This is a genomic window from Micromonospora craterilacus (assembly GCF_003236315.1).
GTDB lineage: Bacteria > Actinomycetota > Actinomycetes > Mycobacteriales > Micromonosporaceae > Micromonospora > Micromonospora craterilacus.
Map to the genome: position 1 here is coordinate 1 of NZ_POTY01000080.1, position 20,002 is coordinate 20,002.

Sequence of the window (20,002 nt, forward strand, 5' to 3'; positions counted from 1 at the left end):
GTGAGCACACCGATCCGCGCCTCCTCGATCCTGCCCGGGCACCGGGAGGACATCGAGCTGCACACCGCGGACGGCCTGCGGCTGGTCGGCGAGCTGGCCCGCCCGGCCGACCGGGAACCGGCGGCCACCCTGGTCTGCCTGCACCCGCTGCCCACCCACGGCGGCATGATGGACAGCCACGTGTTCCGCAAGGCGGCCTGGCGGCTGCCCGCCCTGGCCGACGTGGCGGTGCTCCGGTTCAACACCCGGGGCACCAGCAGCGTGCGCGGCACCAGCGAGGGGGCCTTCGACGCGGCCGTCGGTGAGCGGTTCGACGTGGCCGCCGCCATCGAGTACGCCGAGTTCCACGAGCTGCCGGACATCTGGCTGCTCGGCTGGTCGTTCGGCACCGACCTGGTGCTCAAGTACGGCTGCGACCCGGCGGTGACCGGCGCGATCCTGCTCTCCCCGCCGCTGCGCTTCTCCGAGCCGGCCGACCTGAACCACTGGGCCGAGTCGGGCAAACCGCTGACGGCGCTGGTGCCGGAGTTCGACGACTATCTGCGTCCGGCCGAGGCCCGCGAGCGGTTCGCCGCGGTGCCGCAGGCCGAGGTGGTCGGCGTGCCCGGCGCCAAGCACCTGTGGGTCGGCGACGCCGAGACGGTGCTGGACGAGGTGGTCCGGCGGATCAACCCGGCGGTGCCGGTGCCGCTGCCCACCACCTGGGACGGCCCGATGGAGACCGGGGACGCCAGCGCGTACGCCGACCGCACGGTGGCCGCGTTCGCCGACACCCCGGTGGCGGGCCCCCAGCAGCGCCGGGCCGACTGATTCTCGCATCGCCCAGCGCTTGAGACTCCTTCCAGGATCGAGCGCGAGCTGCGCCGATGGGCGCCGCGGTCGGGTGGGGGAAGTCAGCGGGCGTCCTGCCGAGGGATGATCACCTCGCGCAGGATGAGCTGGACGGCGGCCACCGTGGGGATGGCGATGAGTGCGCCGATCACCCCCAGCAGGGACACCCCGAGCAGCGCGGCGACCAGTGCCGCGACCTCGTTGACCTGCACCGACCTGCGCATGATCTTGGGATAGATGAGGTAGTTCTCGATCTGCTGGTAAACCACGAAGAAGACCACGCAGGCGATCCCGACGGACGGGTCGGTGGCGAACCCGACCAGGCTGACGATCACCGCGCCGATGGTCGCGCCGATCTGCGGGATGAGGTCGGTCACCGCGACGACCACCGCCAGGGCGAACGGGTACGGCAGGCCGACGGCCAGCGCGAACACGAAGGCGACCGCACCGGCCAGCACCGCGATGGTCAGCGCACCCACCATGTACGCGCCGACCTTGGTGAGGATCTCGTCGCCGATCAGCTGCACGCGCTCCCGACGCGACCGGGGCACCAGCGCATAGCTCAGGTCGCGGAGCCGGTCGAAGTAGACCAGGAAGTAGATGGTCAGCACCAGCACGGTCAGCACCCGGAAGACCGTGCCGAAGACGAACTGGGCACCGCCGAGCACCCCGCCCAGCGCCCGGCCGACCACGTCCGCGTTGGCCGCCTCCTGAGCCCGGCGCACCAGGTCGAACCGCTCGGCCAGCTCGTTGACGGTCTCGTTGCGGCGTAGCGCCTCCAGGTAGCTCGGCACCTGGTCGAGGAACTGCCCGGTCTGGGTCACGATCGGCGGCACCAGCGCCAGCACGCCGGCGCAGAGCAGTGCCAGCACGGTCAGCGTGACGGCGGCGACGGCGAGGCCGCGCGGCAGCCCCCAGGAGTGCAGCCGGGCCACCATCGGGTGCAGGCCCACCGCGAGGAACAGCGCGATGACCACCAGGACCAGGATCCCCGCAGCGTTGCGCAAACCCAGATAGACGGCGTACGCGAGCAGCACGCCGAGCGCCCCGGTGAAGCCGACCAGGAAGCTGTTGCGCCGCAGTGGGCGACCCGGGATGCCGAACCGCCCGGCGTCCCCGCCCACCGAGCGTTGCGCCGGTGCGGGGGCCGACGGCGTCCCCTCCGTCACGACGGTGGCCGCGTCCGCGGTAGTGGGTGGCCTCCCGCCCGCGGTAGCGCCGTCGCTCACCCCGTCGCTCACCCCGTCGCCGGTACCCTCTGCCCGCGTCCCGGACTGCTCCGGCCCGTCCTGCGTCATCCGGCCTCCCCATTCACGCCCCTGGCGATGTCCCGCCCCTGGCGGTCGATTGCCGAAGTTCGGTGCGGCCCGCCCGGCCGTCGTGGCCCAGTGGTGCTGTCGGCAGGGTAGTGCCCGGCGGGCAGCCCGAACCAGCGGCGTCGCGTCAGCGGGCAATAGATGTGCGACCGTGCATCCACCCCCCGGGGTGAGGCGTGCCGGGAGATCTTGGACAGTTCCCGTTAGCTAACGGGAACTGTCCAAGATCTGGAACGGAGGTGGCCCAGATTGGTCGTTTCGGGGCTGCATGGGGGTGCTAGCGCCGCTTGACGTGCGTGATGAAGGAGTGCCAGGTCTGCGGGGTGAAGGCAAGCACCGGGCCCCGCCGGTCCTTGCTGTCACGGACCGCCACCACGCCGGGCAGGTTGTCGGCCACCTCGACGCAGTCGGTGTTGCCGCTGCGGGTGGCCGTGCGCCAGGTCGCGCCGCTCAGCTCCATGACTTGACCACTTCCTTGAGGAGTTCGATCGATTGCTGGCGGGACAGCGCCTCGTTGCGCACCGTCTCCCAGCGCGCCAACAGGGTAGCCAGGTCCGCCTCGCCGTCGGTCGGCAAGGCGGTCAGTTGGTTCTCCATGATTGCCACCCAACCCCCGTCCACGCCCCGGGCCAGCGAGAACGGTCCGGAGAGGCCGACGTGCAGGCCGACGCTGAGCGGGATGACGTGGATGCTGACGTTCGGCCGTTCGGCGCAGGCGATCAGGTGCTCGATCTGGTGCACCATCAACGCCCGGAAGCGCTCGTCCCGCCGGTGCAGCATCGCCTCGTCGATGACCGCGATGAACTGGGGTGGGTCCGGCTGGGTGAGGATGGCCTGCCGGTCCAGCCGGGCGGCGACCCGCTTCTCCACCTCCTCGTCGCTGAGCAGGTCGTCGCAGCGGATCACCGCGCGGGCGTAGCCCTCGGTCTGAAGCAGCGCCGGGATCAGCGTGGGCTGGAAGATCCGGAGCTGGCGGGCCAGGCGTTCGGCGTCCAGCCAGGGCAGGAACCACGAGGGCTGGCCCTCCCGCTCGGCGATCCGCAGCAGCGACACCAGCAGCCCGCCGGAGCGCAGCACCTCGTCGGCGCGGGCGAGCAACGGCCGTTCGTACGGCCGGGTGCCCGTCTCGACGGCGGACACCATCGAAGCCGAGTAGTGCACCAGCTTGCCGAACTCCTCCTGACTCAGCCCGGCGGCGACCCGCAGCCGGCGAAGCTGTGCCCGGATCAGGTCGGCGGTCGATGCCTCCACAATGCCTCCACAATCGCGTACCGAGAATCGCTCGACAATCACAACCGACTCGCAGCCTTCGAAGACGCGCTACGACCAGCCTCGATGCCTTCCGACGGTAGCGGCCCGCTCACCAGACTGTCAGCCATGCCGGATTCGCTCGCTGCCGGGGAGGGCGCGGGCGGGTTCTGGCCGGGGCCGTCCCCTTCCCCCGTGCGGGGCGGCCCCTCCCACCCACTTTGGGTACGTCTGTTGTCGCTAGAGCATCGCTGGAGCAGCAACAGACGTACCCAAAGGCTTCTTCACGGAGGTCGACGTGCGTGTTCGGTGGTTCCAGTGCCCGACCAAGATCCTGCCGGTGTTGCCGCAGCGCCGGCGCGGGACGCACCTGCCGGAGTGGATGCGCCAGCCCACCCGGCCGCTGCCGGTTCAGCACCCCGGACGCCCCGGCTGGCTCACTCCGGGCCAGCAGTGGCGGGCGAACGGGGGCCGATCGTGATCGGTACGCGGCTCCCGACCCCGGGCCGTGGCCCCCGGCCCGAGCGTCCCCGCGCGGCCGGCGACGATATCCCGCACACCCCATTGCGGCCGATGTGGTGCTGCCGCGCCGACGGTCAGCCCTGGCCCTGTGCCCAGGCCCGGCTTTTACTCAGGGTGGAATTCGACGGGAACCCGATCGGCCTGTCGATCTACCTCGCCGGCCTGATGTACGAGGCCATGCGCGACCTCTACCGGCTCAACCCGCACGACGGTCCGGAGCCTAGGGCCCTGTTCGATCGTTTCGTCGCCTGGGGACCGCCCCGCCGACCCCAGCCCCAGCGGACGCCCTGATGTGTTGGACCGGGCCGTGCCCCAGCGGCGCGGTGGTGTGTTGCACGGGCCGTGCGTGGCTGGTCGTCGGTGACGGCGCGTGGCCTGTCCGAGGTGACATTGTGTGGCCGGCGGCGGTGACGGCGCGTGACTGGTCGTCGGTGACGGCGCGTGGCCGGTCGGCGGTGACGATTTGTGGCCTGCCCGAGGTGACCATGTGTGGCCGGCGGCGGTGACGGCCGCGTGTGCGGTCGAAGCGACGACGCGTGGCCCCTCTGAGGTGGTCGCGCGTTGCCCGGTCGGAGATTGGCCCTGCGATGTTGTGGTGCGCGCCGTCAGTCGGGGTTGACCGTGCTCGGTGTCGCCTCGCGCTCGTCGGTGACCTTGCTCGGTTTGGCGCTGCGCTCGTCCGTGGTCGGCTTGGTCGGCCGCTTGCCGTTCTCGCCGGTGCTGGTGATCTTTGTTGGTGTGGCAGCCCGGCCACCCGTGCCCGGCATCGCCGCCACTGTCGGCTCGCCGTCCACGCCGGTGCTCGCCGTAGCGCCGTCGGCTGTGGTGACCGGCGCGCCGGGCTTCGCCGCCGGGCCATCCTCGACCGTGGTGACTGGCTCGCCCACCGGCTTGGTCGACGGAAGGGCGTCATCCGGTGCCGGGCGCCCGCCGTTGACGGACGTACCGCCGGCGGCAGCCGTCGCGGCCGCGCCGGAGCCGGCGGAGACCGGCGTGCCCGAGCCGGCCGGCGCGGGTGAGGTCGGGCCGTCAGGTCCGGAGCTACCCGGGCCGGTCGGCGCCGGATTGGCCAGGCCGGCCGGGGCGGGTGAGGTCGGGCCGTCGGGCGCCGAGGCCGTCTGGAGACGCAGGTCGAGCAGCTTGCGCTGCAACTCGTCGGACTCCTGCCGGGACTTCCATGTCTCCTGCCGCAGGTCGGCGAGCTGCTGCTGGGCCTTGGCGATGTCCAGCATCACCTGGGCGAGCTGCTGGCGACCGGCGGCCGCCTCCTGCTGCGTCGCGGCCAGGTGCTGCTGGGTGGTGGCCGCGTACTCCTCGAACTGTCGGCGCGAGGCGGCGACGTACTCGTCGGCCTCGCGGCGGACGGTGGTGACGTGCTCGTCGGCCTCGCGGCGGGTGGTGGTGGCGTACTCGTCGGCCTCGCGGCGCTTCTCGACCGCCCCGGTCTCGGCCTGGCCCAACAGCTCCCCGGCCTGCTCCTCGGCCCGCGCGCGTACGGTGGCGGCCTCCTGCTCGGCGGCCTGACGGACCCCGTCGGCGCCCTGCTCGATCTCGTTCTTCCGAGTGGTGTACTCCGACTCCAGCTCCGCCCGGCGGGACTCGAACCCGGACTCCAGCTCCGCCCGACGGGATTCGAACCCGGACTCCAGCGCGGCGGCGCGTACGCCGATCTCCTCGGTCCGCGCGGCGTGCTCCGACTCCAGCTCCGCCCGGCGCGACTCGAACCCCGACTCCAACTCGGCCGTGCGGCTGCGGATCTGCTCGTCCAGCTCGGCGGTGCGGGTGCGGATCCGGGTGTCCAGCTCGGCGTTGCGGGTCTTGTACTGCTTTTCCAACTCGTCGCGGCGGCTGGTGAACTCGCGCTCGGCGTTCGCCTTGCGCTGGGCCAGCTCCCGATCCGCCGCCTCGCGCCGGCCGTTGACCTCCTTCTCCACCCCGGCCCGCCAGGCGCCCAGTTCCTGCTGCGCCTGCGCCCGGGTGTGCTGCACGTGGGCCTCGGTCTCGCTGCGCATGCGGTGGGCGTACGCCTCGGTCTCGGCGCGGGTGCGCTTGGCCGCCTCGGTGGCCGACGTGGTCAGTCGCTCGGCCTCCTGACGGGCCTTGTTGCGGGCGGCCCGCCCGGCCTCGGCGGCGTCGTCGATGATCTGCTTGGCCTCCTGGCTGGCCTTGGCGTGGGTGGCTCGCCCGGCCTCGGTGGCCTGGTCGACCAGCCGCTTGGCCTCCTGCTGGGCCTTGGCGTGCACCTCCTTGGCGGCGTCGCGCAGCTGGGTCGCCTCCTGCTGGGCGGTGGCGTGCGCCTCGCGGGCCGCCTCGCGCAGCTTGGTCGCCTCCTGCTGGGCCCGGGTGTGGATCTCCTTGGCGGTGTCGCGCAGCTTGGTGGCCTCCTGCTCGGCCTTGGCCAGCGCCTCCTGGGCCGCCTTGCGCAGCCGGGTGGTCTCCTCCTGCGCGGTCTTGCGCAGCTGGGCGGCCTCCTCCTTGGCCGCCTTGCTGGCGGCCTCGGACTCCGCCTTGCGCGCCGCGGCCTGCCGCTCCTCCTCGGCCCGGCGGGCGGCCAGGGCGATCTCGAAGTCCTTGAGCGCCTTGGCGGCCTCCGCGCGGGCCTCGTCGATGATGTGCTCGGCAGCGGCCCGGCGGGCCTCGATCTCCTCGTTCGCGGCGACGAGGATGTCCTCGGCCTGCTCCTCGGCCAGCGTGAGGATCTGCTCCACCCGCGGGCCGAGGTGCCGGAACGCGGCCCGGTCGACCACCCCGACCTGCTTGCGCACGGCGGTGAGGTCGCGCTGGAGCACCTCGACCTGGCCGGCCAGCTTGTGGATCTGGGTGTACGCCTGTTCCCGCTCGCCCGCCAGCGCCTCGATCTCGTGCTCCGCACGAGCGACGTACCGGTCAACCTGTCGTTTCTCGTACCCACGCAGGGCTAGCTCGAAATTGGGCTGGGTGGTCACGTCTCCGCTGAGCGCGAACAGATCCTCGCCGTGCGACATGCCCCCATCCTCACACGCATCGGGCTCTCCTGGGGCGATACGGACGCCCCGGTTGGGAGCTACTTCACGGGCATCCGGCGGGCGGTGGTCGGCAGGTCTGCGAATGCAGGGCGGCGCGGGGTGGCACCGTCACCCGGTGTCACCCCGCGCCGTGGATCATGCCCCGGTGGACCTGGTCAGCTGGACGTTTCGGCGGCCACCTTGTCGTCGGCCCCGTCCGCCTTCTTGGTCGCGGCCTTGTCCGACCCGGCGGCGTTGTTGGGGACACCCGGCACGATGCCGGCCAGGCCGGAGAGCATCTGCCCGAGCTGGGAGGTGACGGCGTCCTTCTGCCGGGTGAGGTCCTCGACCTCGCGGCGGGCGGCCTGCGTGGTCAGCTCGGCCTCCGTGCGGGCCTCGCTGAGCAGACGCTGCGACTCGGCGCGGGCCTCGCTGAGCGTCCGCTCCGACAGCGCCTTGGCCTTCTCGATCGTCTCGGTGGCGCTGCGCTCCGACTCGACCCGGCGGGCCTCGGCGCGCTGCTCGATCTCCTTGGCCCGCTCCTGCGCGGCCCGGGCCCGCTGCTCGGCCTCGTTGACCAGCTTCTGGGTCTGCGACACCTGGGCGGCGTGCCGCTCCGACTCCTCGCGCTCGGCCTTCTCCCGCCGCTCCGCGAGCTGCAGCTCAAGGGCCTGAAGGTCCTTGTCCCGCTTGTCGCGGGCGTCGGTGAGCAGCTTGGTCGCCTCCGCGCGCTTCTCCTCGGCCTCGCGAGCGGCCTTGGCCCGCTGCTGGGTGATCTCCCGCTCGGCGGTGGCCCGCAGGGTCGCCACCTCTCGCTCCACGGTCGACTTCAGCTCGGCGACCTCGTGGGCGGTCACCGTACGCAGCTGCTTGGTCTCCCGCTCGGCGTCGGCGCGCAGCGTATCGGCCTCGCGGCGGGCCTGCACCCGGACCTCGGCCGCCTCCCGCTCGGCGGCGGTGCGCACGTTGCCCGCCTCCCGCTCGGCGGTGGCCTTCATCGCCGCCGCCTCGGCGCGAGCCTTGTCGGTGATCTCCCGGGCCTCCAGGCGGGCCGCGGAAAGGATTCCCTCCGACTCGCGCTTGGCCTCGTTGCGGTGGTCGTTGGCCTGCTCCTCGGCGAGCCGCAGGATCTGCTCCACCCGGGTGCCGAGGCCGGACAGCGTGGGGCGGCTGTTCTCCTCCAGCTGCTTGCTGGCGTCGGTGAGCTTCTGCTCCAAGGCGGTGAGCCGCTGCTCGGACTGGCGGAGCCGGCGCTGGGCGTCGTTCAGCGCCTGCTCGGCGTCGGCGCGGTCCTTGTTGGCCTGGCTCAGCGCGCCGTTGAGCCGGCCGATGAAGTCGTCGACCTGACCGGTGTTGTATCCGCGCAGGCCAACAGTGAAGTCGGGCTGCGAGTTCGCGTTATCGAAGAACGCGAGAGGGGAGGACTGCTGCTGGGGCATTGGGACATACTGGCAGACCCCCCGGGGTGCTTCGCAAGAGCGTGCCGCCCTTTGCCGTCCTCATTACATGGTCAACTCGGCGGGCCGCCGGACCGCCACGGCGGATAGGCGATCATGCCAGCTCCGGGGCGGACCGACGGCCCTCTGCGTGCCGTGGAATTGCGCCGCCGGGGCGTACCGGCGGGTCCTTTGTTTCCACCCCGGCCCGATCGCACGAATGGGCGCCGGGCCGGGGGTGTGGAAAGCCAATCGGCGTTCACCGAATGGCCATCGGTGGCTCGTCCGTCAGGTCAGTGCCCGCGGAACCGGTTGATCGCGTCGATGTGCCGGGCGCGCAACTCGGGATCGCGTACGCCGAGCCCGTCGGTGGGAGCCAGGCAGCGTACGCCGACCTTGCCCTGGTGGGCGTTGCGGTGCACCTCGTACGCGGCCTGGCCGGTCTGCTCCAGCGGATAGGTCCGGGAGACCGTCGGGTGGATCCGGCCGAGCGCCACCAGCCGGTTGGCCTCCCACGCCTCGCGGTAGTTGGCGAAATGGCTGCCGACGATGCGCTTGAGGTGCATCCAGAGGTAGCGGTTGTCGTACTGGTGCAGGAAGCCGCTGGTGGACGCGCAGGTGACGATGGTGCCGCCGCGCTTGGTCACGTAGACGCTGGCGCCGAAGGTCTCCCGGCCCGGATGCTCGAAGACGATGTCCGGGTCCTCGCCGCCGGTGAGCTCCCGGATCCGCTCGCCGAAGCGACGCCACTCGTCCGGGTCCTGGGTCTGCTCGTCGGACCAGAACCGGAAGCCCTCGGCCGAGCGGTCGATGACCAGCTCGGCGCCCATCCGCCGGCACAGTTCCGCCTTCTCCGGGGAGGAGACCACGCAGACCGGGACCGCGCCGCCGTTCAGCGCCATCTGGGTGGCGTAGCCGCCGAGGCCGCCCGAGGCGCCCCAGATCAGCACCACGTCGCCCTGCTTCATGTTGGCGCCGTGGTGCGACACCAGCTGCCGGTACGCGGTCGAGTTGACCAGCCCCGGGCTGGCCGCCTCCTCCCAGCTCAGGTGCCGGGGCTTGGGCATCAGCTGGTTGGCCTTGACCACGGCCAGCTCGGCCAGGCCGCCGAAGTTGGTCTCGAAGCCCCAGATTCGCTGCTGCGGGTCGAGCATCGTGTCGTCGTGCCCGGCCGCGTCCTCCAGCTCGACCGACAGGCAGTGCGCCACCACCTCGTCGCCCGGACGCCACCGGCTCACCCCGGCGCCGACCCGCAGCACCACGCCGGCCGCGTCCGACCCCACCACGTGGTACGGCAGGTCGTGCCGCCGGGCCAGCTCGGAGGTGCGGCCGTAGCGCTGGAGGAACTTGAAGGTGGGCAGCGGCTCGAAGATGCTGGTCCAGACGGTGTTGTAGTTGATCGCGCTGGCCATCACGGCGACCAGTGCCTCGCCCGGGCCCAGCTCGGGGGTAGGCACCTCCTGCAGGTGCAGCGCCTTACGCGGGTCCTTGTCCCGGGTGGTCATGCCGTCGAACATTCGGGCCTCCTCGGCCCGGACCACGACGCCCCGGTAGCTCTCCGGTACCGACAGTCCGGCCACACCGGCCAGTTCCCGTTCCGGGTCGGCCGACGCTTCCGCCGCCATGATGGCTTCGAGGATGTCCTGCACGGTGACCTCCGGTTCTCGCCGAGCACCCGGCGCGCGGGCGCCCGGTGCTGCCATCGTCGGCGCCGGTGCGCCCCACCACCATGTCGGTCCCCGACACATCCGGCACCGGTCGCACCTCTGTGCAGGCGGACGCTACTGAACGGTAGCTTTGGCCGGAAGTCCTGTGTGAAAAACTGCATTGGTCAATGAGCGGACCTGTTCGTCGGGCCAGCCAACCGCTCACCGCCGTGCTTCCCGGGTCCGTCCGCCGGCTGCTGAGCCCCCGGGGTTTGACGTGTTAAAAGGGGCCCCTTGCTATGCCTCAGGCGTTAACAAGGGGCCCCTCCTTGCACTTCAGGCGGGTTCGACGAGTTCGATCAGCACGCCGCCGGCGTCCTTGGGGTGGACGAAGTTGATCCGGGAGCCGGCGGTGCCGCGCCGCGGCGTCTCGTAGAGCAGCCGGAGGCCGCGCTCGCGCAGCGCCGCGCAGGCTGCATCGACGTCAGTCACGGTGTACGCCACCTGCTGTACGCCCGGGCCGTTCCGGTCGAGGAACTTCGCGATGGTCGACTCCGGGGTCAGCGGGGCGAGCAGTTGCACGCAGCCGCCCTCGGTGGTCGGCCCGACCGCCAGCATCGCCTCGCGGACCCCCTGCTCGGCGTTGGTCTCGGTGTGCACACAGCGCATCCCGAACGTCCGTTCATAGAATTCGATCGCTGCGTCGAGGTCGGCGACCGCGACCCCAACATGGTCAATACGGCGCAAACCGATGTCTGTGACATAGTCGGCAGCGGGCTCGACGGGGGAGTTCTCAGGCATGACGCTAGTCTGACCGAACGATTGTTAAGGCGTACAGATCGGCACCCCCCTCGGAGGCGGTTATGGCTTCGGTGATCGTCAGTGGCGCACGGACCCCGATGGGGCGCCTGCTGGGCAACCTCAAGGATCTACCGGCGGCGAAGCTCGGCGGCATCGCCATCTCCGCGGCGCTGGAGCGCGCCGGGGTCGCCCCCGACCAGGTGCAGTACGTGATCATGGGGCAGGTGCTCCAGGCCGGTGCCGGGCAGATCCCGGCCCGTCAGGCGGCCGTGGCGGCGGGCATCCCGATGTCCGTGCCCGCCCTGACGATCAACAAGGTCTGCCTCTCCGGCCTGGACGCGATCGCCCTGGCCGACCAGCTGATCCGGGCCGGCGAGTTCGACATCGTGGTGGCCGGCGGCATGGAGTCGATGACCAACGCCCCGCACCTGATGCTCGGCCAGCGCGCCGGCTACAAGTACGGCGACGTGGTGATCAAGGACCACATGGCGCTCGACGGGCTGACCGACGCCTGGGACTGCTGCTCGATGGGCGAGTCCACCGAGCGGCACGGCGCCACCCACGGCATCACCCGCCAGGAGCAGGACGCCTTCGCCGCGGCCAGCCACCAGCGGGCCGCCGCCGCGCAGAAGAACGGTCACTTCGCCGACGAGATCACCCCGGTGGTCATCCCGCAGCGCAAGGGTGACCCGCTGGTGATCAGCGAGGACGAGGGCATCCGGCCGGACACCACCGCCGAGTCCCTGGCAAAGCTCCGCCCGGCGTTCACCAAGGACGGCACCATCACCGCCGGCAGCTCCTCGCCGATCTCCGACGGCGCCGCCGCGGTGGTCGTGATGAGCAAGGCGAAGGCCAAGGAGCTGGGCCTGACCTGGCTGGCCGAGATCGGGGCGCACGGCAACGTGGCGGGCCCGGACAATTCGCTGCACTCGCAGCCGTCCAACGCCATCCAGCACGCCCTGCGCAAGGGTGGGCTGAGCGTCTCCGACCTCGACCTGATCGAGATCAACGAGGCGTTCGCCCAGGTCGGCATCCAGTCCACCCGTGACCTCGGGATCAGCCCGGACAAGGTCAACGTCAACGGCGGCGCGATCGCGCTGGGCCACCCGATCGGCATGTCCGGCGCCCGGCTGGTGCTCACCCTCGCGCTGGAGCTCAAGCGGCGCGGCGGCGGCACCGGGGCGGCGGCGCTCTGCGGTGGTGGCGGCCAGGGCGACGCGCTGATCATCCACGTTCCCGATGCCACCGAAACCACTCAGTGAGCGAGTCGGACGCGAACGTCCCGGCGGCGGTCACCGGGTCGGTGCGCCGCAGCCGGGACGTACCCGTGCTGGTCGAGCGGGCGCGCGAGGGTGACCCTCGCGCGGTGGCCCGGTTGATCACCCTGGTCGAGTCGGGCGACGAGACGGTGCCGAGCATCGCCGCGGCGCTCGCGCCCTTCGCCGGCCAGGCCCAGGTGGTCGGCCTGACCGGTTCCCCCGGGGTGGGCAAGTCGACCACCACCAACGAACTGGTACGCGCCCTGCGGGCCCGGGGCCACCGGGTGGGCGTGCTGGCCATCGACCCGTCCAGTCCGTTCACCGGCGGCGCGATCCTCGGCGACCGGGTGCGGATGCAGGACCACGCCACCGATCCGGGTGTCTACATCCGCTCGATGTCCAGCCGGGGGCACCTCGGCGGGCTGTCGGCGGCCACCCCGCAGGCGGTGCGGGTGCTGGAGGGCGCCGGCTGTGACGTGGTGCTGGTGGAGACCGTCGGTGTCGGGCAGGCCGAGGTCGAGGTGGCCTCGCTGGCCGACACCACGCTGGTGCTGCTCGCCCCCGGCATGGGCGACGCGATCCAGGCGGTAAAGGCCGGCATCCTGGAGATCGCCGACATCTTCGTGGTCAACAAGGCCGACCGGGACGGCGCCGACGCGACCGTCCGGGACATCCAGGGCATGATCGCCCTCGGTGAGCGCGGTCCGGGCCAGTGGCGGCCGCAGGTGGTGCGGGCGGTGGCCACCCGGGCCGAGGGGATCGACGACATCGCCGCGGCGATCGACAAGCACCGGGGCTGGCTGGTCGAGCACGACGAGCTGCGCCGCCGTCGCGAGGCGCGGGCCGCCGCCGAGATCGAGGCCATCGCGCTCGGCGTGCTCCGCGCCCGGATCGGTTCGCTGCGCGACGGTACGCACCTGCCGGCGCTCGCCGCCGAGGTGGCTGCCGGCGCGACCGACCCGTACGCCGCCGCGGACGCGTTGCTCGCCCAGCTCGCGCGCTGACCGACGTCCACTGCGGACCCTCCCGAACGAGTACGCTCGCACCGTCCCGCAAACGCGCGTGGGGCGGTGCGATGGCCGCTGGGAGAAGCATGGACCACGAGATGACGCAGGAGTTGCCGATGACGCCGGACGCGGTGGCGGGTGGTCGTACCGACATCTCCGACGAGGTGGTGGAGAAGATCGCGGTGGCCGCGGCGAAGGCGGTGCCCGGCGTGGTGGAGCTGGGTGGCGATCTCGCCCGGTTCTTCAACGCCGTGCTGGACCGGGTCGGGCTGGATCAGGTGGGTGACGCCCGGCGGGGCTGCTCGGCCCACGTCACCAACGGGGCGGCGGTGGTCAACCTGGTGATCGTGACCGATGCCGGGCACCCGGTGCCCGAGGTGACCGCGGCGGTGCGGGTCGGCGTGACCCAGGCGATCGAGGCGTACGGGTTGCGGGTCGACGAGATCAACATCCGGGTGGACGACGTGGCCATCGGAGGCCCCGCCGCCTGAGGTCCGGGCAGCTCAGGTTACCGGTTGGTACGAACTGCCTTATCGATCGTTCAGGTGTGGGCTCTACACTCGATGTGCAGTCGAGGACTCGAGGAGGAGCCCCGGGGATGAACGCCGACGAGATCGCCGCCGGACGGGCCCGCTGGCAGGCCCGGTACGACGCCGCACGCAAGCGGGACGCCGACTTCACCACGCTCTCCGGGATGCCCGTCGAGCCGGTCTACGGTCCGCCGGAGGGGGCCGCCCATCCGGGCTTCGAGCGGATCGGCTGGCCGGGCGAGTTCCCGTACACCCGGGGGCTCTACCCCACCGGCTACCGCGGGCGGACCTGGACCATCCGGCAGTTCGCCGGGTTCGGCAACGCCCGGCAGACCAACGAGCGCTACAAGATGATCCTGGGCGCGGGTGGTGGTGGCCTCTCGGTCGCCTTCGACATGCCGACCCTGATGGGCCGGGACTCCGACGACCCGCAGTCGCTCGGCGAGGTGGGCCACTGCGGGGTGGCGGTGGACAGCGCCGCCGACATGGAGGTGCTCTTCGACGGCATCGACCTGGCCGGGGTCACCACGAGCATGACCATCTCCGGCCCGGCCGTGCCGGTGTTCTGCATGTACCTGGTCGCCGCCGAGCGCCAGGGCGCCGACCTGTCGACGCTGGACGGCACCCTGCAGACGGACATCTTCAAGGAGTACATCGCGCAGAAGGAGTGGCTGTTCGACCCCGAGCCGCACCTGCGCCTGATCGGCGACCTGATGGAGTACTGCGCCCGGGAGATCCCGCGCTACAAGCCGCTGTCGGTCTCCGGCTACCACATCCGCGAGGCCGGCTCGACCGCCGCGCAGGAGCTGGCGTACACCCTCGCCGACGGCTTCGGCTACGTCGAGTTGGGGCTGTCCCGGGGGCTGGACGTGAACGTCTTCGCCCCCGGGCTGAGCTTCTTCTTCGACTCGCACGTGGACTTCTTCGAGGAGATCGCCAAGTTCCGTGCCGCCCGCCGGATCTGGGCCCGCTGGCTGCGCGACGTCTACGGCGCGACCAGTGAGAAGGCGCTGTGGCTGCGGTTCCACACGCAGACCGCCGGGGTGTCGCTGACCGCGCAACAGCCGGTCAACAACGTGGTACGCACCGCCGTCGAGGCGCTCGCCGCGGTGCTCGGCGGCACCAACTCGCTGCACACCAACGCCCTGGACGAGACCCTCGCGCTGCCGACCGACGAGTCCGCCGAGATCGCCCTGCGTACCCAGCAGGTGCTGATGGAGGAGACCGGGGTGGTCAACGTGGCTGACCCGCTCGGTGGCTCCTGGTACGTCGAGGCGCTCACCGACCGGATCGAGGCCGAGGCGGAGGAGATCTTCGCCCGGATCCGGGCACTGGGCGGCGAGGGCCCGCACGCCATCGGCCCGATGACCGCCGGCATCCTGCGCGGCATCGAGGACGGCTGGTTCACCGGCCAGATCGCCGAGTCGGCCTTCGTGTACCAGCAGGCGCTGGAGAAGGGCGACAAGAAGATCGTCGGGGTCAACTGCCACACCGGCACGGTCGCCAAGGAGCTGGAGATCCTGCGCATCTCGCACGAGGTGGAGCTGGAGCAGCGCCGGGTGCTCGCCGAGCGCAAGACCGGCCGGGACGACGCCAAGGTGCGCGCCGCGGTGGCGGCGATGGTCGCGGTGAGCCGTACCGGGGAGAACATGATCCCCGCGATGCTCGACGCCGTCCGGGCCGAAGCCACCCTCGGCGAGATCTGCGACGCGCTGCGCGGCGAATGGGGCGTTTACCGCGAGCCCGCACGGTTCTGACACTCGCCCGGCAGGGCGGTCGGTCGGCCGCCCCGCCGGGGCGAATGTGCACGGGTGACAGTGGCAACTGTCAGGGCCGCGGTTGATCTGAGTTCGGCAAATCGCGTGCGAGACTAGGTAACCATGAGCGACCCACGGATCACCTCGTCGATCTTCACCCGCGGCGCGGTCGACCTCAGCGCGCTGCGCACCCCCACTCCCAGTCCCACCCCGGCGCCGGTCCAGGCCGGTCCCCCCGCCGGTGCGCCCGGCGGTGCCGTCGGCGGCGTGACCGTCGTCGACGTGACCGAGGCGACCTTCCAGTCCGAGGTCCTGGAGCGCTCCCTGACCACACCTGTGGTGGTGGACTTCTGGGCCGAGTGGTGCCAGCCCTGCAAGCAGCTCTCGCCGGTGCTGGAGCGGCTGGCGGTGGAGGGTGGCGGCGCCTGGGTGCTCGCCAAGGTCGACGTGGACGCCAACCCCCGGCTGGCGCAGATGTTCCGGGTGCAGGGCATCCCGATGGTCTACGCGGTGGTCGGCGGGCAGCCGGTCGACGCCTTCTCCGGGGTGGTGCCGGAGCCGCAGCTGCGGCAGTGGATCCAGGCGGTACTCAAGGCCGGTGGGGTGGCCGGGCCCGAGCCGGAGGACCCCCGCCTCGACGAGGCGGACGACGCCCTGATGAGCGGTGACCTGGACATCGCCGAGCAGGCGTACCGGAAGATCCTGGCCGAGACCCCGACCGACGCCGCGGCGGAGGCCGGGCTGGCCCAGGTCGGGCTCGCCCGCCGGGTGGCCGGCGCGGACCCGCAGGCGGCGCTCGCCGCGGCGGCCGACCCCGACGACGTCGACGCGCAACTGCTGGCCGCCGACATCGAGGTGCTCAGCGGCCTGGCCGAGCAGGCGTACCAGCGGCTGGTGGGGCTGGTCCGCCGCACCGCCGGCGACGACCGGGAGAAGGTACGCCAGCACCTCGTCGGCCTGTTCACCATCGCCGGGCCGGAAGACCCCGCGGTCGCCTCGGCCCGGCGGGCCCTGGCCAGCGCCCTGTTCTGAGCCACCTGCCACGCCAGCGCGGGCCGGCGTGCCGCCGGCCCGCCCCGACACCGGAGGACGGGAGCCCCAGGTGAGTGCGAGGAGTGAGCTTGCGAGCCCCGCAGTCGCGAACGTCGGCGGCCCGTGATGCGCCGGATCGCCGTCCTCGACGCGCCGAGCAACCTCGGCCTGCGCCCACCCACACCCACCTCCGTCCCGGGCTGCGCGAAGGCGCCCGGTGCGCTGCGCGACCAGGGGTTGCTGCCCCGGTTACGGGCCCGCGACGCCGGCTGCCTGACCCCGCCCCGCTACGACGCCGGTGACTGGCGGCCGGGCGACGGCGTGTGCCACGCGCGGGAGATCGCCGACTACTCGGTGGGGCTGGCCGACCGGATCGGGGCGATCATCGACCGGGGTGAGTTCCCGGTCGTGCTCGGCGGTGACTGCTCGATCCTGCTCGGCTCGGCGCTGGCCATGCACCGGCTCGGCGAGGCGGTCGGCGGCCGGATCGGCCTGGTCTTCGTGGACGGCCACTCCGATTTCCGGCACCCCGGCAACGCCTCCTACGTGGGCGCCGCGGCGGGCGAGGACCTCGCCCTGGTCACCGGTCGAGGTCAGGCCGACCTGGCGGCCATCGAGGGGCGGCGCCCCTACTTCCGGGACATCGACGTGGTGGTGCTCGGCATCCGCGCGCAGGACGAGTACCGGCTCGATCTCCAGGCCGCCGGGATCATCACCAGACCGGTGCCGGCGCTGCGCGCTGAGGGCGCGGCGCGTACCGCGCAGTGGGCGCACGAGCAGCTCGCCGACTGCGCAGGCTACTGGGTGCACATCGACGTGGACGTGCTCGATCCGGCCGTGCTGCCGGCGGTCGACGCTCCCGACCCCGGCGGTATCGCCTTCGCCGAGCTGGAGATCCTGCTCGCCGGGCTGGTCGACACCCCGCACTGCCTCGGCGTCGAGCTGACCGTCTTCGACCCCGACTACGACCCGGACGGCGCGTACGCCGCCGAGATCGTCAACACCGTGGTGGCCGGCCTGCGCCCGGTCACCGCCCCCGGGTCGGTGCCGCCCCGGCTACGTCCCACGCAGCCCGGCCTGCTCGCCCCGGAACCGGCGCCGCGCCAGCTGCGTCCGGAGCCGGCCCACCGGGCTGCCCCCGCTCCTTCGGTGCCGCCCCGGTTGCGTCCGGAGCCGGCCGACCACGCCGCGCCGGCCCTCGGCGAGTCGGTCGAGGGGCCGGAGGACGCCGTCGTCGGGTCGGATCCCCGGGACGCCAGCTTCTCGGCCGGCCCGGGTTCGCTTCGCCGCCCGGCCGCAGCCGAACCCGACGGCCGGCCAGCCGACACCCGGGATCCGCTGGCCGGCGAGTTGACGGAACCGCTCGACGCCCGCCCGTCGGACGAGGACGCTCCGCACCCCTCGCGGGCCCCCGGCGGCCTCATCGCCTGACCGCGCCTGCCTGCTCTCGCGGGCCGGTAGGTGATCCGCCGCGAGAGCAGGTGGTGGGTCAGCGGGCCAGGGCGCGCAGGAAGCGCTCCGCGATCGGCACGGCGGTGCCGCTGCCCGAGCCGCCCTTCTCGACGAACACCGCGAAGGCCACGTCGCCCTGCCAGCCGACGAACCAGGCATGGGTGTTCTTCGGGTTGTCGTCGTACTCGGCGGTGCCGGTCTTGCCGTGCACCGGCTGGCCCGGGACATCCTTCAGCGCGGTGCCGGTACCGCTGGTGACCACCTCGCGCATCATCGCCTGGACCGCCGCGACCGCCTCGGGCTTCAGCGGCGGAGCCGGCTCGGCCGCCTGCTCCGGAGCCGGGTCCACGATCAGCTGCGGGGCGGTGAAGCTGCCCTTGGCGACCGCCGCGGTCGCCGCGGCCATGGCCAGCGGGCTGACCACGGTCGTACCCTGCCCGATCGCCGCGGCGGCCTGCTCGGTGGCGCCGCCGTCGGCGGAGACCTTCCCGGTGAACGCGTCGAGGCCGACCTCCCACTTGCCTTCGAGGCCGACGGTCCGGCCGGTGACGGCGAGCCCGTCGGCGCCGAGTTGCGGGGCCAGGGCCGCGAAGGCGGTGTTGCAGGACTTGGCGAAGTTGGTGCGGAACGGCACCTCGCCGAGTTCGAAGTCGTTGGAGTTCTTGAACGAGCGACCGTCCACGACGAAGGTCTTCGGGCAGTCGACCGTGCCGTCCGGGGTCACCGCGCCCCGTTCCAGCAGCCCGAGCGCGCTGACCATCTTGAACGTGGAGCCCGGTGGCACCTGCGCGGTGAAGGCCAGGTTCTCCCCGCTGGCGCCGGGGCCGTTGGCGGCGGCGAGCACCGCGCCGTCGCTGACGCGTACCGCCACCAGGGCGGCCCGCCGGCGTTCGCCGCGCAGCGCCTGGTCGGCCGCGTTCTGGGTGGCCACGTCGAGGGTGGTCCGTACCGGCTCCCCGGGCTGCGGTTCGCGCCGGAACACCTCCGTGCCGGTGGGCTCAAGCGTCCCGTTGGGGCCCTCCCGCTTGATGATCACGGAGAGTCCCGGTACGCCGCGCAGCCGCTCGTCCCACCGGCCCTGCAACCCGCCGTGGCCGACCAGGTCGCCGGGCGAGTAGCGGTCGGGGAACTTCTGCAGGTCGTCGGCTTGAGCGGGGTCGACCGTGCCGAGCACCGCCCGGGCGAACTCGCGGGTGGGGGCGAGCTCCAGCTTGTCGGTGGGGAACTTCGTCCCCGGCAGATCGTAGATGCGCGACTTGATCTGCCGGTACGCCTCGTCGCGCAGGGTAACCACCTCGACGAACGCGTCCGGCTTCGCCTCGTCCAGCCGCTTGGCCAGATTGGACAGGTCGACCGGCGGCGTGATCGCCGGCCGGATCGCCCGGAACGCGGCGTCCAGCTCGCGGATCATGGCCTGGACGTCGGTCACCTCGCTGGGTTGCAGCCCGACCCGGACCACCGGGCGCGGCGTTATGAGCGGCTTGCCGGCGCCGTCGAGCACCCCGGCCCGCTGTGCGGTGTCCCGCCGCAGCCCGAGCCGGTCACCGCGGGTCAGCCCGTCGTGCACCACCTGCGGCTCCCAGATCACCTGCCACTGGTCGTCCCGGCCCTGGCTGAGCCGGATCTGCTGGTCGTACGCCCAGCTCGTCTCGCCCGGCAGCGTCCACTCGACCCGGATGATGGCCGTCGCGGTGTCCCGGACCACCTCGGGGTCACCCCGTCGGCTCAGCTTGGGTGGCGTGCCGGCCAGCTCGCCAGAGAGATCCTTGATCTCCTGCGCGACCGTGGCGGCCGCGATCCTCGCGCCGGTCGGGTCGATGAAGCCGACCGCCTGTAGGTTGCCGGAGTGCCAGCCGGTTAGGAAGGCATCCACGCTGTGCTGTGGTCCGTCCTCGCCGGAGCAGGCGACCAGGGTGGTCGAGGCGATCAGGCAGGCGACGCCGGCGGCGAGTCGTGACCTTATGTGACGGTTTCGGTGCACACGGTGCATGGGGGTGTCTTCCTCCTGGTCAGGCTGCCCTGCACGCTAGTACGCCAGGGCACCCCGCACTGCCCCTCCCAGGCTCGGCCGGAGCAAAGACGGTCCCGTGACCATGTGATGAACAACATCAGGTGGGGTACTCCTGATCCGGCCGAACCTCGTACCGCAACGGGTGAAAGGACGATCTCCCGATCCGGAAG

At 72.2% G+C, this 20,002-nt stretch carries 17 protein-coding genes; 9 read left to right on the forward strand and 8 right to left on the reverse strand.

The window, feature by feature from the left end; genetic code table 11:
• Positions 1 to 810, forward strand: an 810-nt coding sequence (locus C1I95_RS14620) for an alpha/beta hydrolase (protein WP_233513673.1), incomplete at its 5' end; no start/stop codon positions are given.
• Positions 811 to 893: 83 nt separating this feature from the next.
• On the opposite strand, the gene C1I95_RS14625 is transcribed toward C1I95_RS14620, so the two are convergent.
• From C1I95_RS14625 to C1I95_RS14635, 3 genes are all read right to left on the reverse strand, one after another.
• Positions 894 to 2,129 carry an AI-2E family transporter gene (locus C1I95_RS14625; protein ID WP_233513674.1) on the reverse strand — a complete coding sequence of 412 codons (1,236 nt, stop codon included), beginning with the start codon at positions 2,127 to 2,129 and terminating at the stop codon, positions 894 to 896.
• A 295-nt stretch (positions 2,130 to 2,424) separates the two neighbouring features.
• Entirely contained in the window at positions 2,425 to 2,607 is a 183-nt protein-coding gene (locus C1I95_RS14630; RefSeq protein ID WP_111214376.1) for a DUF397 domain-containing protein, read from the reverse strand.
• A complete protein-coding gene (locus tag C1I95_RS14635; RefSeq protein ID WP_111214377.1) occupies positions 2,598 to 3,398 on the reverse strand; it encodes a helix-turn-helix domain-containing protein in 801 nt (266 codons plus the stop codon). Before C1I95_RS14635 ends, C1I95_RS14630 begins: the two co-directional genes overlap by 10 nt.
• A 295-nt stretch (positions 3,399 to 3,693) precedes the next feature.
• Here C1I95_RS14635 and C1I95_RS14640 point away from each other — a divergent pair, with 295 nt between their 5' ends.
• Together C1I95_RS14640 and C1I95_RS14645 are read left to right on the forward strand one after the other, a co-directional pair.
• Positions 3,694 to 3,876 (forward strand): hypothetical protein, encoded by a 183-nt coding sequence (locus C1I95_RS14640; RefSeq protein WP_111214378.1) that lies wholly within the window; start codon positions 3,694 to 3,696, stop codon positions 3,874 to 3,876.
• Complete coding sequence (locus C1I95_RS14645; RefSeq protein WP_111214379.1) at positions 3,873 to 4,208, forward strand: hypothetical protein; 336 nt, start codon at positions 3,873 to 3,875, stop codon at positions 4,206 to 4,208. The genes C1I95_RS14640 and C1I95_RS14645 overlap by 4 nt, the downstream gene beginning before the upstream one ends.
• A 314-nt stretch (positions 4,209 to 4,522) precedes the next feature.
• Here C1I95_RS14645 and C1I95_RS14650 read toward each other — a convergent pair whose 3' ends face one another.
• The 4 genes from C1I95_RS14650 to mce all read right to left on the reverse strand — a co-directional run bounded on the left by C1I95_RS14650 (position 4,523) and on the right by mce (position 10,784).
• Positions 4,523 to 6,901: a coiled-coil domain-containing protein gene (locus tag C1I95_RS14650; RefSeq protein ID WP_111214380.1), complete on the reverse strand. Its 2,379-nt coding sequence runs from the start codon at positions 6,899 to 6,901 to the stop codon at positions 4,523 to 4,525.
• Between the two features lie 176 nt (positions 6,902 to 7,077).
• Positions 7,078 to 8,340: a cell division protein DivIVA gene (locus C1I95_RS14655; protein ID WP_111214381.1), complete on the reverse strand. Its 1,263-nt coding sequence runs from the start codon at positions 8,338 to 8,340 to the stop codon at positions 7,078 to 7,080.
• Between the two features lie 290 nt (positions 8,341 to 8,630).
• The gene (gene ccrA / locus C1I95_RS14660) at positions 8,631 to 9,986 is read right to left on the reverse strand and encodes a crotonyl-CoA carboxylase/reductase (RefSeq protein ID WP_111214391.1); all 1,356 of its coding nucleotides are present in this window, start codon (positions 9,984 to 9,986) and stop codon (positions 8,631 to 8,633) included.
• Between the two features lie 333 nt (positions 9,987 to 10,319).
• A complete protein-coding gene (gene mce, locus C1I95_RS14665) occupies positions 10,320 to 10,784 on the reverse strand; it encodes a methylmalonyl-CoA epimerase (protein ID WP_111214382.1) in 465 nt (154 codons plus the stop codon).
• 62 nt (positions 10,785 to 10,846) lie between these two features.
• Between mce and C1I95_RS14670 the strand changes: the two genes are divergently transcribed.
• The 6 genes from C1I95_RS14670 to C1I95_RS14695 all read left to right on the forward strand — a co-directional run bounded on the left by C1I95_RS14670 (position 10,847) and on the right by C1I95_RS14695 (position 17,800).
• Complete coding sequence (locus C1I95_RS14670) at positions 10,847 to 12,046, forward strand: acetyl-CoA C-acetyltransferase (protein WP_111214383.1); 1,200 nt, start codon at positions 10,847 to 10,849, stop codon at positions 12,044 to 12,046.
• Positions 12,043 to 13,047, forward strand: a complete 1,005-nt coding sequence (meaB, locus tag C1I95_RS14675; RefSeq protein WP_111214384.1) for a methylmalonyl Co-A mutase-associated GTPase MeaB — start codon at positions 12,043 to 12,045, stop codon at positions 13,045 to 13,047. The genes C1I95_RS14670 and meaB overlap by 4 nt, the downstream gene beginning before the upstream one ends.
• Positions 13,048 to 13,136: 89 nt before the next feature.
• Entirely contained in the window at positions 13,137 to 13,541 is a 405-nt protein-coding gene (locus tag C1I95_RS14680; protein ID WP_111214385.1) for an Asp23/Gls24 family envelope stress response protein, read from the forward strand.
• Between the two features lie 107 nt (positions 13,542 to 13,648).
• Complete coding sequence (gene icmA, locus C1I95_RS14685) at positions 13,649 to 15,337, forward strand: coenzyme B12-dependent isobutyryl-CoA mutase large subunit (protein WP_111214386.1); 1,689 nt, start codon at positions 13,649 to 13,651, stop codon at positions 15,335 to 15,337.
• A 123-nt stretch (positions 15,338 to 15,460) separates the two neighbouring features.
• Positions 15,461 to 16,369 (forward strand): tetratricopeptide repeat protein, encoded by a 909-nt coding sequence (locus tag C1I95_RS14690; protein ID WP_111214387.1) that lies wholly within the window; start codon positions 15,461 to 15,463, stop codon positions 16,367 to 16,369.
• Positions 16,370 to 16,492: 123 nt separating this feature from the next.
• Complete coding sequence (locus C1I95_RS14695; RefSeq protein ID WP_233513675.1) at positions 16,493 to 17,800, forward strand: arginase family protein; 1,308 nt, start codon at positions 16,493 to 16,495, stop codon at positions 17,798 to 17,800.
• Positions 17,801 to 17,858: 58 nt separating this feature from the next.
• Here C1I95_RS14695 and C1I95_RS14700 read toward each other — a convergent pair whose 3' ends face one another.
• Positions 17,859 to 19,811: a penicillin-binding transpeptidase domain-containing protein gene (locus tag C1I95_RS14700; protein ID WP_111214388.1), complete on the reverse strand. Its 1,953-nt coding sequence runs from the start codon at positions 19,809 to 19,811 to the stop codon at positions 17,859 to 17,861.
• Positions 19,812 to 20,002 lie beyond the last annotated feature (191 nt).